This is a genomic window from Segniliparus sp., assembly GCF_051660745.1.
GTDB lineage: Bacteria > Actinomycetota > Actinomycetes > Mycobacteriales > Mycobacteriaceae > Segniliparus.
In genome coordinates, this window is sequence record NZ_JBOFQF010000044.1 from 18013 (window position 1) to 32089 (window position 14077).

The 14077-nt window shown below is 70.4% G+C and carries 9 protein-coding genes; 1 reads left to right on the top strand and 8 read right to left on the bottom strand.

Annotation, left to right across the window (positions count from 1 at the left end; translation table 11 throughout):
- Positions 1 to 5 precede the first annotated feature (5 nt).
- The 4 genes from ACRC20_RS16460 to ACRC20_RS16475 form a co-directional block, all read right to left on the bottom strand.
- On the bottom strand, positions 6 to 2861 hold the full coding sequence (locus tag ACRC20_RS16460; protein ID WP_438687472.1) for a beta strand repeat-containing protein: 2856 nt from the start codon (positions 2859 to 2861) through the stop codon (positions 6 to 8).
- 251 nt (positions 2862 to 3112) lie between these two features.
- Positions 3113 to 5407 (bottom strand): phosphoribosylformylglycinamidine synthase subunit PurL, encoded by a 2295-nt coding sequence (gene purL, locus ACRC20_RS16465; RefSeq protein WP_438687473.1) that lies wholly within the window; start codon positions 5405 to 5407, stop codon positions 3113 to 3115.
- A gap of 56 nt (positions 5408 to 5463) precedes the next feature.
- Positions 5464 to 7425 carry an ArnT family glycosyltransferase gene (locus ACRC20_RS16470; RefSeq protein ID WP_438687474.1) on the bottom strand — a complete coding sequence of 654 codons (1962 nt, stop codon included), beginning with the start codon at positions 7423 to 7425 and terminating at the stop codon, positions 5464 to 5466.
- On the bottom strand, positions 7422 to 8675 hold the full coding sequence (locus ACRC20_RS16475; RefSeq protein ID WP_438687475.1) for a glycosyltransferase: 1254 nt from the start codon (positions 8673 to 8675) through the stop codon (positions 7422 to 7424). The genes ACRC20_RS16470 and ACRC20_RS16475 overlap by 4 nt, the downstream gene beginning before the upstream one ends.
- 299 nt (positions 8676 to 8974) lie before the next feature.
- Between ACRC20_RS16475 and ACRC20_RS16480 the strand changes: the two genes are divergently transcribed.
- Positions 8975 to 9676, top strand: coding sequence for a sensor domain-containing protein (locus tag ACRC20_RS16480; RefSeq protein ID WP_438687476.1), 702 nt, complete (start codon positions 8975 to 8977; stop codon positions 9674 to 9676).
- An 18-nt stretch (positions 9677 to 9694) separates the two neighbouring features.
- Here the strand turns inward: ACRC20_RS16480 and ACRC20_RS16485 are convergent, their stop codons facing one another.
- The 4 genes from ACRC20_RS16485 to ACRC20_RS16500 form a co-directional block, all read right to left on the bottom strand.
- On the bottom strand, positions 9695 to 11317 hold the full coding sequence (locus ACRC20_RS16485; RefSeq protein ID WP_438687477.1) for an alkaline phosphatase D family protein: 1623 nt from the start codon (positions 11315 to 11317) through the stop codon (positions 9695 to 9697).
- A gap of 44 nt (positions 11318 to 11361) precedes the next feature.
- Positions 11362 to 12360, bottom strand: coding sequence for a bile acid:sodium symporter family protein (locus tag ACRC20_RS16490; RefSeq protein WP_438687478.1), 999 nt, complete (start codon positions 12358 to 12360; stop codon positions 11362 to 11364).
- An 83-nt stretch (positions 12361 to 12443) separates the two neighbouring features.
- Complete coding sequence (locus ACRC20_RS16495) at positions 12444 to 13040, bottom strand: cytochrome b (RefSeq protein ID WP_438687479.1); 597 nt, start codon at positions 13038 to 13040, stop codon at positions 12444 to 12446.
- A complete protein-coding gene (locus ACRC20_RS16500) occupies positions 13037 to 14068 on the bottom strand; it encodes a catalase family peroxidase (protein WP_438687480.1) in 1032 nt (343 codons plus the stop codon). Before ACRC20_RS16500 ends, ACRC20_RS16495 begins: the two co-directional genes overlap by 4 nt.
- Positions 14069 to 14077 lie beyond the last annotated feature (9 nt).

Sequence of the window (14077 nt, forward strand, 5' to 3'; positions counted from 1 at the left end):
CTCGTTCAGTTGGCGGAGCCGCTGCCCGAGGAACCAGAGCCAGTCTTGCCGCCCGCGCTGGAGCCGCCAGTCGAGCCACCGCTCGCGCTGGAGCTGCCCGATCCTGTAGCGCCACTGGCCGAGCCAGTCGTGGCGGAACCACTCGCAGTGCCCGCAGCCGAGCCAGTACTGCTTGCGCCCGTGCTGGAGCCGCCAGTCGAACCGCCGCTCGCGCTGGAGCTGCCCGATCCTGTAGCGCCACTGGCCGAGCCAGTCGTGGCGGAACCACTCGCAGTGCCCGCAGTCGAGCCAGTACTGCTTGCGCCCGTGCCCGTCGTGCCAGCCGAACCCGTGCCGGTCGTGCCTGTGGCCGTGGTGCCACCAGTCGTGGCCGAGCCAGTGGTGCTTGCGCCCGTGCCGGCCGTCGCCGTGCCGGTTGTCCCAGAACCAGTCGTGCCTGTGGCCGTGGTGCCACCAGTCGTGGCCGTGCCCGTCGTGCCCGTCGTGGCCGTCGTGGCCGAGCCAGTGGTGCTTGCGCCCGCGCCGGTCGTGCCTGTGCCGGTTGTGCCCGTCGCCGCCCCGCCGGTTGCGGCGCTCAAAGCGCCACCCGTCAGAGAGCTAAAGGCCTTCGCCGCGTCCGAGACAATGCCGCCTGCCGCAGGTGTCGCCGCGCTGGTCCCGGTCGCCGCGGGAGCCGACTCGTTGGTCGCGGGCTTCGTCGCGCCAGCCGCCGTGATCGCGCTCGTGCCAGCAGCTGTGCTCGTGCCAGTCGTCGCCCCGACACTGGTCGCAGTCGTGCCAGCCGCCGACGGAGCAGGACCGCCTGCCGCAAGGCTCGTGCCGGTTGTCGCCGCGCTCGCGGTGGACGGCGCGGTGAAACTGACCCCGCCGAGATCGAAGCCGACGGTCGGAGCGGTGAACGTGCCATTGCTCATGCTCGGCCCCGTGACGTTGAAGCTCGGCGTGGTGAGAGTCGCGACGGTGCCGTTCGGGCCGGTGAGGGTCAGATTCACGGCGTTCACGGCAAGACTGCCCGTGGTGAGGCCGACGAGCTGGCCCTGCGAGTTGAACGTGGCGCTCGGGCCGGTGAGCGCGCCGCCTGCCACGTCGACGCCGATACCGAGCCCGAACGGGCCGCCGATCGCGAGTTTCGGGCCGACGACGCTGTCGCTGAAGGAATGGAGCGTGACATCGCCGCCGCCGCTGAGCGCGGTGAGCATTTGGCCGAGGTTGGTCAACAATGCGCCAGGATTGCCCGCCAGCGCGCTCGGATCGGTCAACAATGCGCCCGTATTGGTGAGGCCCGTGACGAAGGGGGCCACCTGGAGGGGCTTGTTCGTGCTGATCCAAGGCCCGTTCAGCGTGTTGCTCCCGGTTTGGACGGCGAGGCCGAGGCCTGCGGGCCCGGCGAGACTCGCCGCCGGTCCGGTGATCGTGTCGCTGAAGGAGCTGACCGTGGTGCCCTGGGGCGTGAGGGTCACGACGGGGCCGGTGAGCGAGTTGGCCCCGGTGGCCAGCGCCGCGCTGGTCCCGGCCGGACCAGTGAGCCCGAGCGTGGGACCTGTCGTGGTGTTGTTGAAGGACGTGATCGTGGTCGTGAAGTTGTCGATAAGCACCTGGCCGAGGCTGCTGAGCACATTGCCCGAGCTGTTCAGCGCGTCGCCGAGCGTGTCGAAACCGACCGAGCCGGTGATATGGACCGAAGGCCCGGTCAGCGTGTTGCCGAAGGTCGTGGCCGCCGCGCTGACCCCGGCCGGTCCGGCGAACCCGAGCTTCGGGCCGTTCACCGTGTCGTTGAACAGGTTGGCGGCGAGGTCGACGTTGAGCGGGCCGCCGAGCGCGGAGCCCAGTTTGACGAGGTCGCCGAAGACCGGGCCGAGATTGACGAGATCGCCCGGCGAGCTGATCATGCTCAACGCGTTCGCGATATTGGCGAGATCGCCAAGCGAACTCGCCAGAGTGGTCAGGTTCTCCAGCGCGGTGCCGTTCGGGCCGATCGGCATCGACGCGGCAAGCTGCGCGTTCGGCCCGTTGAACGTGTTGTCGAAGCTGCTCAAGGCTGCGGCGAGCCCACCAGGACCGGTGAACCCGACCTGGGGCCCGGCGAATGTGTCGTGCAAGACCGTGACGGCGGCCTCAAGGGTCGCGCTCATCCCGGCTCCCGAGCCCGCGGCGGTGAGCTGGCTGATCGCGGAGACCAGATTGACGAGGTTGGCGAGCGTGACGCCGCCCTGGGCGACTTGCCCCAAATCCGAGGCCAGCTGGCCCGCTTGGCCGAGGTCGACGCCCGCGACCGCCGTGGCCGCGACTCCGGTGAAGGTGTTTTGGAAGAGGCTCTGGGTGCTGCCGAGCCCGAACGGCCCGGTGATGGCGTTGCTCGGGCCCTGGGTGACATTGTTGAACAGGGCGGCGTTGCCGGTGAGCTGCAGCGGGTTGTTCAACCCGGAGGCCAATTGCCCGATCTGCGTGATCGCCGAGGTCAGCGCGCCAAGCGTGCTGGGCGAAAGGCCGGTCTGGGAGATCTGGCCCAACGCGTCGGCGAGATTGGCGAGCGGGACGAGGTTGGACGACGGGACCAACGTCGCGTCCAACGCGGTGAACGTGTTGTGGTACGCGCTGAACGCGTCGCTGAAGCCGAGCACGCTCGGGGTGGTGAAACCGGGACCGGCGGAGACCACCGGAGCAGTTGAGGCCTCCAGCCCCGTGGCGAGCGAGCCGGTGATGTTGATGGGCATGCCGAGGATGTCCGCAGCCTGCGCTTGCGGGACGGCAGGCCCCGCGAAGGTCATGCTCACGCCGACGACCGCCGCGAACAGAGCTGTCGTCGACCGGCGGACGAGCCGGGACAAGGCCGTCTGAGAAAAGGGGGTGGATCTGGCCATGGGGCTCTCCGATCTGCCGGAGGAGCAACGCTGGTCTTCCGGCCGTTGAGCGTCAGGACGAGGACATATGACCGATATTATTCATATCGGGCAACACGATCCGCCCTGGCGCGGATCCTATATTTTTTTCGCGTATTACCACCCTCGCCTTAGGTGCTTTCGCCCTTCACGTCGTGGTGACTCAAATCATACACACCCGTGAAAGCGCTGTGAAACAGGGCACACTTTTGGGAGCGTGCGCTCCGGGGAGGTCAGGCGAAGAGCGCGGGGAGGGTGCCTTCGTGCGCTTCGCGCAGCTCCGCGACACCAACTGTGAACAGGCCTTGGACTTCCAGCTCCGCACTGCCTGGGACGACGACTCCTACGCGGGCGAGCGGCACGCCGCGCGAGCCGACCAGCGCCTCGAAGGCTCCTGCCTGGGTGTGGGTGACCGCGACCAGCGCCCGGCCCGAGGACTCGGAGAACAGCGAAACGAACGGGTCGGCCCCGGCGGGCAAGGTCACGCGGACGCCCGTGCCTGCGGCGAGGACCGACTCCGCGAGCGCCTGCGCGAGACCGCCCTCCGACAAGTCGTGCGCGCCGGTCGGCAGGCCCTGCCTGCCCGCGGCGTGCAGCACTTCCGCGAGGCGGCGCTCCGCTTCGAGGTCGACGACGGGCGGCTCCCCGCCGAGGTGGCCGTGGACCACGTGCGCCCATGCCGAGCCGTCCAGCTCGTCACGGGTCTCGCCGAGCAGGAACAGCACCTGCCCGTGGTCGGGCGCGAACCCGACCTTCACCGCGCGGGCGACGTCGTCCACGACTCCGAGCACCCCGACCACCGGGGTCGGGTTGATCGCCACGTCTGCGGTCTGGTTGTAGAAGCTCACGTTCCCGCCGGTGACGGGGATGCCGAGCACGGCGCAGCCGTCCGCGAGGCCGCGCACCGCCTGGGCGAACTGCCACATCACGCCGGGGTCCTGCGGGGAGCCGAAGTTCAGGCAGTTCGTGACGGCCCTCGGCACGGCGCCCGCGACGGCAACGTTGCGGTACGCCTCGGCAAGCGCGAGCTGCGCGCCCCGGTACGGGTCGAGCTTCGCGTACCTGCCGTTCGCGTCGGTCGCAATCGCGACGCCGAGGCCCGACTCCTCGTCCACCCGGACCAGCCCGGCGTCCGCGCCGGGGATCAGCACCGAGTTGCCGCGCACCAGCGAGTCGTACTGCTGGGTGATGAACCGTTTCGAGCACAGCCCGGGGGAGGCGAGCAGCGCGAGCAGCGCCTCCTGCAGCCCCGCTCCGTCCGCAGGCCGCGCCAGCGCGGCGGCGGAGTCGGCGACCAGCGCGTCCTGGAATGCGGGGCGCTCGATCGGACGGTGGTACACCGGGCCCTCGTCGGCCAAGGTCCGCGCGACGACGTCGACGATGCGCTCCCCGTGCCAGTCGACCTGCAGGCGGCCGGTGTCGGTGACCTCGCCGATGACGGTGGCGGTCACCTCCCAACGCGCGCAGATGGCGAGGAACTCGTCCAGTTTGTCCGGGGCGACGATGGCGCACATCCGCTCCTGGGACTCGCTGCACAGCGTTTCCGTCGGCGTCATGTCGGCGGCCCGAAGCGGCACCCGGTCGAGCGTCACGTGCATCCCGCCGTCGCCTGCGGCGGCGAGCTCCGAGATCGCGCAGGACAGGCCCGCTCCGCCCAGGTCCTGGATGCCCTCGACAAGCCCGGCGGCGAAAATCTCAAGGCTCGACTCGATGAGCAGCTTCTCCATGAACGGGTCGCCCACCTGCACGGCGGGGAGCTTCTTGCCACCGCCCGCCGATTCGCCCTCGAACGTCTCGGACGCGAGCACCGACACCCCGCCGATGCCGTCCCGGCCCGTGCGGGCTCCGTAGAGCACGACGAGGTTCCCGACGCCGCTGGCTTTCGCCTCATGCACCGCGTCCGCACGAAGGACGCCGAGGCACAGCGCGTTCACCAGCGGGTTTCCGGCGTAGCAGGCGTCGAAAAGAGTCTGTCCGCCGATGTTCGGCAGGCCGAGGCAGTTGCCGTAGCCGCCGACCCCGGCGACCACGCCGGGCAGCACGCGATGGGTGTCGGGCGCGTCGGCTTCGCCGAAGCAGAGCTGGTCCATCACCGCGACCGGCCGGGCCCCCATCGCCAGGATGTCGCGGACGATGCCGCCCACGCCGGTGGCAGCGCCCTGGTACGGCTCGATGAACGAGGGGTGGTTGTGCGACTCGGCCTTGAACGTGACCGCCCAGCCCTGGCCGACGTCCACCACGCCCGCGTTCGCGCCGATGCCCGCGAGCAGGCCCGCCCGCATCGCCTCGGTCGTGGTCTCGCCGAAGTACTTGAGGTGGACTTTCGAAGACTTGTAGGAGCAGTGCTCGCTCCACATCACCGAGTACATGCCGAGCTCGGGATCCGTCGGGCGCCTGCCCAGCAGCTCCCTGATCCGCTCGTACTCGTCCTCGGTGAGGCCCAGCTCCCGGAACGGCTGCGGATGGTCGGGGGTCTGGTTCGCGATCTCGACGGTGTCAACATGCTGAGTGGGAACGCTGCCTGGCACGAGACGACTTTACGCCATCGCGCATCCCCGCGTCGCAAGCGGATGAGAAGCCTCGGCTAGCCCTTCGGCTTGGTGAGGTCGTAGAGCTTCTCGTCGCCGAATGTCTGCGGCTCGAAACGCCCCTCGGCCCAAGCGGCGATCTTGCCCGACTCCGTCTCGTCGTCCTTGTCCGCCGGGTCCGAGTCGGCGGGCGCGAGGAAGTAGTGGATCTTCCCCTCGGCGACCAGCTGCTGGAACACGGCGAGCGTCGGCCACGGGTCGCGCCCGCTGAAGCCGCCGACCGGCATCACGGGGAGGCCGGAGTCGAGCTGGTACTGGGCCGTGCCCATCGCGCTCACGCCCGCCGCGGCCCACGTGTACCGGCCAGCGTCCTGGCGCAAGGCCGCGATGAGCGCGGGGTCGGTGCGCTCGTCGAACGGCGAGCGCCCGCCCTCTCGGCGCTTGGGTCCGCAACTGCTCCCCTCCGCGCTCCCGGCGCCCTGCCCAGGACTTTGCCCAGCGCCTTCGCCCATGCCCGCGAACAGCCCGGACATGGGATCGCTCGGGCCTGCCGACGGCATCCCGCCCGCGATGGGACGGGAGAGGTCCGGGAACGCGTACGCCACCGGGCCCGCCAGTCCGACGACGGCGAGGCCCGCCGCCGCCGCGAACCACACGGCGGGTTTGGTCCGCTCGGAGAGCGGCAGGAGGCCGACCGCGACCACCGCGCCCGCCACGAGCAGCGCCCAGCGCAACCACGGCAGCCAGTCCGGGGTGTGTCCGAGGATCGTCCATCCCGCCGCCGCCGTGGCCAGCGCGGCGAGCGCGAGCGCGAGCCGGACCCGCAGCGAGTCCCGCCGCTCCCAGGCGAGCACGAGCCCGGCTCCGACCAGAGCCGCGATCGCCGGGGCGAGCGCCACCGAGTAGTAGGGGTGGAAGGTGTCTTTCATGTAGCTGAACACCAGCAAGGTGACGACGAACCAGCCGCCCCACGCGATGAGGCCCGCCTTCCGCGCGTCGGTCCGAGGCGAGCGCCAGACGAGCGCCCAGCCCAACACGAGCAGGACGGCCGCTGCGGGGATGAGCCAGCCGATCTGTCCGCCGACCCAGTCGGAGAACATCCGGTCCAAACCCGGCGGGAGGCCGAACGGTCCTTTCTTGGCGAAGCCGCCGCCGCACTCCTCGCCGCCGGGCTCCCCTCGGCCGAAGTTGTGGAAGGCGTCGCCGGTGAGCCTGCCGATCCCGTTGTAGCCGAAAGTGAGGTCGAGGAACGAGTTCACCTCGGACCCGCCGACCCAGGGCCGGGAGTCTTTCGGGCGCCACAGCTCCACCAGCGCCACCCACCAGCCCGCCGAGACGACGAGGCCCGCGAGCGCGACGAAGGAGAGCCCTGCCCGCTTGAGGAGCCCCGGCTTGGCGCTCACCAGCCACACGAGCGCCAGCCCGGGCAGGATGAGGAAGGCCGCGAGCTGTTTGGTGAGGAAGGCGAAGCCCATGAGCGAGCCGCAGGCCAGGAGCCACCACGCGGACCGGGACGCGCGCTCGGCGCGAACCGCCTCGAGCATGGCCCCGGTGGCGGCGATCTCCAGCAGCACCAGCATCGCGTCCGGGTTGTTGTGCCGGAACATCACCATGGCGATGGGCGTGAGGGCGAGGACCAGCCCGGCGACCAGCCCCGCGTCCGAGCCGAACGAGCGCCGCACCACCAGGTAGAGCAGGCCGACCGAGGCCGTCCCGATCAGCGCCTGCGGGACCAGGAGGCTCCAGGACGACAGCCCGAACAGCTTGACGGACAGCGCCATCGGCCACAGCGCGAAGGGCGGCTTGTCCACGGTGATCGTCCCCGGCGCGTCCGAGGCTCCGAAGAGGAACGCCGTCCAGGACTGCGAACCGGCCTGCGCGGCCGCCGCGTAGAACGCGTTGGACCAGCCGTTCCGTCCGAGATTGACCAGATATGTCCCGAACGTGCCGAGCAAAAGCGCCACCAACAGCCAGGCCCGCCGGTCGATTCGGCGGACCTGGTTCCCCGCCCCGCTCACGCGGCGGAAGCGGGGTTCTGGCGCGCGTGGTGGTGGCGGAAGACCAGCCGGAGGCCGATGAACCGGACCAACGTGGCGACCAGGTTCGCGACGATGAGCACCATCAGCTCGATGTGATGGCCTGGGTCGCTGCTGGCCAAGGTGTGCAAGGCGTAGAGCGACCCCGAGGTGAGGCTCCAGCCGATCAGGAAGATGACCAGGCCTTGCAGGTGGTGCAGGCCCGCGCCCGCGCGGCCCCGGACCCCGAAGGTGAACGCCCGGTTGGCGGCCGTGTTCGCGACGGCGGTGGTCAAGAGGGCCACCAGGTTCGCGACCTGCGCGCCGAACTCGGGGCGCAGCGCCAAGTACAGCAGGGCGAAGGCGAGGGTGGAGAGGACGCCGATGATGCCGAACCGGACCATCTGGCCCACCAGCCCTCGCTGCACGCCCTGCACCAACGGCTCGCGGCCGACGGCTTTGCGCAGCTCGGCGATCGGCAGCTCCCCGGTCGCGAGCGCCCGGCCGACCCGCCACACGCCTTTGAGGTCCTCGACGGCGGTGTGGACGATGTCCACCCGGCTGTCCGGGTCGTCGACCCAGTCCACCGGGACCTCGTGGATCCGCAGGCCCGCGGATTCGGCGATCACCAAAAGCTCGGTGTCGAAGAACCAGCCCTTGTCCTGGACCAGCGGGAGCAGCTCGCGGGCGACATCGGCGCGCATCGCTTTGAACCCGCATTGCGCGTCGGAGAAGCTCGCGCCGAGCGTGCTGCGCAGGATCAGGTTGTAGCAGCGGGAGATGAACTCGCGCTTCGGGCCGCGCACCACCCGTGAGCCTTTGGCGAGGCGCGAGCCGATGGCGACGTCGGAGTGGCCGGAGACCAGGGGCGCGACGAGCGGGGGGAGCGCCTTGAGGTCGGTGGAGAGGTCCACGTCCATGTAGGACACGACCTGGGCTTCGGACTCGCTCCAGACGGTGTGCAGCGCGCGGCCCCGGCCTTTGAGGTCGAGATGGCGCACGACCACGTTCTCGTACTGCGCGGCGAGCTGCTGCGCCACTTCCAGCGTGGCGTCGGTGCTCGCGTTGTCCGCGATGACGATGCGGGCCGGGAACGGCATGTGCTCGTCCAGATAGGCATGCAGGCGGTGCACGCACGTGGGGAGGTCTTTCTCCTCGTTGTACACGGGGACCACCACGTCGAGGACGGTGGCCTGAAGCCGCCCTCCAGAGGCTGATCCTTCTTGCGCCGCCAGCACGCCTGTGTTCGTCATGCTTTGGACCCTATGCCCCGCGCCTGAGACGAGCTTTAGTCCTGCCTGTCATGTCGCTGTGTCCAATCTGTGCGTCGGCTGTCAACGAGGACGTACGAGTTGAGCTGGCACGACGCCCCGTCACGCCGCCCGTCGGCGGCCCGCCCGACCGGGCTTCCGCCTCGACCAATATAGCCTCGAAAAGCCGCTTGCGCCCACGTGACGCCCGACACGCAATCGTCCGGGCCGTTCGGAATGCCGGGGTTTCTGATCCGTTATGATCGAAAATCGGAATTCGCTTCGCCTGGAGGGAGACACGGATGGGCCGTCCGTCGGCGACGAGCGCCGCCGTCCTCGCCTGTGCCGTCCTCGCCTGCGCGCTGGCGGGCTGCGGCGGCGCAGACCGCCCGGCGCCCTCTGCCACAGTCCGGACGGCCCCCGCCCAAGCCGCCGACTCCCTGCTGCTCGGCCAGGCCGAGATCAGCGGGATCGTCGGCAAACCGCTCACCGTGCGCGGCGAGTTCCGCAAACCGGACGACGAGAACAGCCACAGCAGGCCGGGCTACTGCGAAGCCGTCTCCGGGGCAGGCAGGTCCGCCGCGCTCGGCACGGCGTGGACGGCGTACCACGAGCTGGCCTTCGACGAGAACGTCACCGAGCAGTCCCAGCGCGAGCATTACGCCAACGGGCTGGGCGTGGACGAGGCGGTCGTCTCGTACCCCGAAGCCGCGAGCGCCGCCGCCGCGCAGCGCACGGTGGCGGAGGCCGCCCGGCGTTGCGCGGGCCAGACGGTCGTCATCGACTACGACGGCGTGCCCCAGTCGCAGTGGGAGCTCGCGCTCGTCGGCCTCGACCCGATGTCCACAAGCTGGGAGTCCCGCCAGGTCAATTCGACGTGGACCTGCTCCACCATCAGCAAACGGCGCGAAGCCGTCCTCGTCCACGTCATGGTGTGCTGGTCCGCGAGCACGCGGGACGCCGCCGCGAAGATCATGGACCGCATTCTCGAAGACCGGGCCTGACCCTGTTCCCTGGCGAGATCAGGCTTCGCGAATCCCCGCGCTGCCCGCCTCGACCACGAAACTGCGCAACGTGTTGATCGGCGAGCCGGGGCGCTGCACGTAGTCGAGCGCGCGGTAATCGGTCTGGAACCGCTCGGCGGTGATCTCGCAGCGCACGTAGCCCCGTTGGTCGTTGAAGAATTTCAAATGCGGATTGTTCCGCATCAGCTTCGCCTCCGTCTCGGCCACGTCCTGCCCGTCGCCGTTGGAAGAGATCGAGGTGCCGACGAACTCGCTGGCGACGACCGGGGAGGCGGGGTCGTTGAAATCCGGCCTGAGATCGCCCGCGTAGTTCTTATGCGTGTCCCCGGTGACCACGACGAAATCCCGCACCCCGCGCTCGGCGACGCCGCCGAGGAGTTTCGCGCGCTCCGCCGGGTAGCCGTCCCAGCAGTCGTTGTTGTAGCCCGTCTTCGGCGGATCGTCCAACTGGATCTGCATGAGCTGCACCTGGTTGAGCGCCACTTTCCACCTGGCCCCGCTCGACGCGAGCCCGTCGAGGAACCACGCGCGCTCCCGGTCCCCCATCATCGCCCGGTTCGGGGCGGTCCGCTCCGGACAGTCGGTGTCGTACTGGTCGCCGCAGGGCTGCGGGTCCCGGTATTGGCGGGTGTCGAGCGCGAAGAACTCCGCGAGCCGCCCGTAGCCGAGCCTGCGGTAGTCCAGCGTGCTCGCGCCGCGCGGACGCTGCGCCGCCCGCAGCGGCAAGTGCTCGTAGCGCGCTTGGAAGGCGGCGGCGCGTTGCGCCACGAACTGCGCGCGGGGAGTCTTGTACCGCCACCCCGAGTGGTCGCCCGCCCAGTCGTCCTCCACCTCGTGGTCGTCGAAGACGACGACCCAGGGGAAGGCCGCGTGCGCCCGCTGGATGGGCTCGTCGAGCTTGTGGAGCGCGTATTGCGAGCGGTACCGGGGCAGGTCGGTGGGGCGGGTGTTGAACAGCGCGGGCACCTCGGCCTCGCGGAGGTTGTTCTCGCTGGTGAACGGGATCTCGTAGATATAGTCGCCGAGGTGCGCCACCAGGTCGAGGTCCTCGTCCGCCATGTGCTCGTACGCGGTGTAGTAGCCGTGGTCCCAGCGCTGGCAGGAGGCGAACGCGAAACGGAGGCTGTCGCGCCTGGCCCCCGGCGCGGGCGCGGTGCGGGTCCGCCCGACCGGCGAGATCGCCGTCCCCGCCCGGAACCGGTAGTAATAGACCCGATCCGGTTCGAGCCCGCCGACCTCCGGGTGCGCGGAATGCGCGAGCTCCCGCGTGGCCGTCACCGAGCCTTCGCGCACGACGCGGCGGAAGCTCTCGTCCGAGGCGACTTGCCACTGCACCGTGGCCGGAGCAGGCCCCATGCCGCCGAAGCCGTCTGCGGCGAGGGGGTCTGGGGCGAGCCGGGTCCAGAGCACCACCCCGTCGGGCAGCGGGTCGCCGGACGCGACGCCGAGCGCGAAGGGGTCCGCGGCGGGAGCCGCCGAGGACGGGCGGGCGGAGAGCCGCCCCGTGCCGAGGAGCACGGCGGTCCCGAGGGCTCCGAGCAGCGCGCCGCGCCGCGAGAGGGGGACGGCGCCCCGCTCGGAGCCGTCGGAGAAGCGCGGGAACGGTTCGGAGCTGCCCATGCGGGCCACGCTATCAAGCAGACCGGCGCCCCGCAGGGCAAGGCTCAGCCCGCAGGCGAGACCTGTGTCCGCGCGTGATGCTTGCGCCCCATCCTGCCTGCGACAACCGTGCAGACCAACAGCTGGATCTGGTGGAACAGCATGAGCGGCAACGAGACGAGGCCGAGCTGGCCCGGCCCGAACAGCACGCCTGCGATCGGCAGGCCCGCCGCGAGGCTTTTCTTCGAGCCGCAGAAGAGCAGCACCACGCGCTCTTCGTACGACAGCCGCAGAGCCTTGCCCGCGAGGGCCGTGCAGCCGAGCACGAGGGCGAGCAGCAGGGTGCAGTCGAGGGCGAGGACGGCCATGTCGGCCAGCCGCACGCGCCGCCACACGCCTTCGGTCATGCCGAGGCTGAACGCGCTGTAGACCACGAGCAGGATCGATCCTTGGTCCACGAATTTGAGCTGGCGGGCGTGCGCTTTGACCCATTCCCCGATCCACCGCCGGGCCGCCTGCCCGGCGAGGAACGGCACGAGGAGCTGCAGCACCACGTCGAGGGCCGAAGCCCAGCTGATGGCCACGTCGTGGGCGCCGAAGAGCAGCATCACCAACGCCGGGGTCAGAAAGACGCCGAGCAGGCTCGACAGCGAGGCCGCGACCACTGCGGCCGCCACGTCGCCGCCCGCGATGGCGCAGAACGCGATCGAGGACTGCACTGTGGAGGGGGTGAGCGTGAGATAGAGGAACCCTTGGCGCAGCGCATGGGGCAGGGCCGCGTCGGGAAGCAGCTGGGAGCACAGGCCCAGCGCGGGGAAGAGGACGAAGGTGAAGACGAGGACCGCGAGGTGCAGCTTCCAGTTCTTCAGCCCGGCCCAGGCCTGCGCCGGGGACAAGCGGGCCCCGTAGAGGAAGAAAAGCAGGGCGATGGCGACTTTGGTCGCCTGCTCCAGGACGTCGGCGGCAAGCCCCGAGGCGGGGAGCACGCTCGCGAGGACGACGACGGCGAGGATCGCGATGACGAAGTTGTCCAGGGGGATCCATCGGCGCAGACGTGAAGACACGCTTCTAGATGTACCCGATGCGGCGGGGTTGCGCGAGTCCCTCAAGACCTGCCAGGCCCTTGGGCCATCGCCGTGCCGATCCGCTAGGAAGCCTTCGGCCCGAGTTCGGTCGTGCTGCCCGGCAGCATCCGCCGCAACAGCCCGTTGCGCAATCCGACCGTGTGGAAGAGCACCGCGCCGATGTGCGCGGTGACGAGCAGCAGGAGCAGCCAAGCCGCTTTGGCGTGGAGGCCGTGGAGCTGCAGGTACAGGCCGGGGTCCGCCGGGACGATCTGCGGCAGCCGGACCGCTCCGAAGAGGAACTCCGCGTCCCCCGCGCTGTTGACGGTCGCCCAGCCAAGGAGCGGCTCCACGACGAAAAGGACGTACATCGCCACGTCGGCGGCAGACGCGAGCGCCCGCTCCCAACGCGGGACGCCCGCGATCTGCGGCGGGGCGCGGTGAAGGATCCGGTGCGGGATCCGGATCGCCGCCAGCGCCAGCACGACGAGGCCGACCAGCTTGTGCCAGGCCAGCACCTGGTGGTAGCCGCCGAGACTCCAGGAAAGCAGGGCCCCGAGGACCAACGCTGCATAGATGGCCGCCGCCATCGACCAATGCAGCAGCTGCGAGAGGAGCCCGTACCGAGTGCGCGCGGGCAGCGGGAGCTCCGCCGCAGCCGTCAGCTCCGCCGCCGTCACGCGCCCGCCTCCGGGCCCGGCGCGGTCCCGGCGCGGCGGCGGTACGAGACCCCGTACACCGCCGAACGCGCGGAGGGGATCGGATCGTCGGAGAGGCCGATCCCTCGTGGCAGCACGGTCGGGTCGAAGTTCACGCCCCGCGCGGCGCTGGAGCGCGCCGTCGCGATTTCGGCGAGCACGACGGTCCCCACGTCGAGCTCGCGCCTGCCCGAGGGCCAGGCCCGGGTGGAGTCGTGGGTCGGGTCGCCCGGCTCGCCGAGCACCAGGACCAGCCGCCAACGCGCCGGGCCGCTCCTGATCCGTTGGAGCAGCTGCTCGAAGAGGGCGTTCGGGCCCTCCCCCGCCTGCGGGGCCGCCGCCTCCTCGGGGACGAGTTTCCAGCGCACCGGGGTGCTGCTCCCCCGCCCGTCGTCGCACACGTACGCGGAGAGCCCGTTATAGGTCGCGGTCAGAAAACTCGGAGCCTGCGGCGCGGCTTTGATGGCCGCAAGCGCGCTGGCGCTCTCCGGATGGGCGGCCAAGAAACGCTGTAGAAGCGCCGGGTCGGGCTTGCCGGTGGCGGGATCGGGCGTATTCGCCAAGGTGTACTCGTAGAACGCCTCGGGAGTCGCGACGTGGAAGACCGGCGCGCTCACCATGGCGGTGCGCCACTGCTCCCCCTCGGGGAGCGAGAACTGCAGCGCCAGGCCTTTTGCCGCCGCCGCCGAGTCCGCGACGTGCGGGTTCTGCCCTGGCAACGAGAACCGTCCGAGCAGCTCGTACTCCCCTTTGCGGAACACCGAGGCCTGCGACACCGCCTCGCCCGCGCCGTTGCTCTCGAACCTGCCGTAGACCCCGACGCCCTTCGCGTGGTTGCTCCGGTAGCCGGGGAACTTCCCGCCAAGCGACTGCAACGCCTGGACGATCTTGCCCGCGCTCAGCCGCTGCGGGCCGAGCTTGCCCTGCAGGACGGAGAAGCCGCCGATATTGAGCGCGCCGAATCCGCCCGCCACGAGAAGGCCGAGAAAAACGCGCCGCGTTGCCGTCACCGCCGAATC